We start from the raw sequence: 504 nt of genomic DNA on the forward strand, positions 1-504 counted from the left end.
TCAGTTCGGTGGAGGTTGGCCACGACCCGCGGGTGCGCACGGTGCCGATCCGCGGTGCGGGGCTGGTCAACCGGCACATGATCGGCTGCGTGGAGCGGCGCCGGGACCTGCGCCTGATTCAGGCGTTTTTCGCCCTGGCTCCAGCCTGAGCCCACCTCCACTCTTGTAGGAGCTGGCTTGCCGGCGAAGAGGCCCGAAAGATCGCCTTCGCCGGCAAGCCAGGCTCCTGCGGTAGCGGTGTCTGGGGGATCGCTTTCGCCGGCAAGCCGGCTCCTACGGTAGGGGTGCCTGGAGATCGCCTTCGCCGGCAAGCCGGTTCCTACAGGGCGGTGGGGGAGGCCAGGCTTTCGCGTACCAGGTCGAGGAAGGTGGCGACGATCCGTCGTGAACTCTGTTCGCGCAGGCACACCAGGGTTTCGGTCAGGCGCCGCTGGCAGTCGACGATCGGCAGGGCGCAGACCCGGGCGTCGGCGCCGAACTCTGCCGCCGAGACCACCCCCACGC

The 504-nt window shown here is 69.2% G+C and carries 2 pseudogenes; one reads left to right on the plus strand and one right to left on the minus strand.

What is annotated here, in order from left to right:
- Positions 1–149: pseudogene (locus F6S12_RS32845) on the plus strand (LysR family transcriptional regulator); the annotation flags it as partial.
- A gap of 170 nt (positions 150–319) precedes the next feature.
- On the opposite strand, the pseudogene F6S12_RS32850 reads toward F6S12_RS32845, so the two are convergent.
- Positions 320–504 (minus strand): annotated as a pseudogene (locus F6S12_RS32850) (LysR family transcriptional regulator); the annotation flags it as partial.

The organism is Pseudomonas sp. JV245A, from assembly GCF_032424515.1.
GTDB classification, from domain to species: Bacteria; Pseudomonadota; Gammaproteobacteria; order Pseudomonadales; family Pseudomonadaceae; genus Aquipseudomonas; species Aquipseudomonas protegens.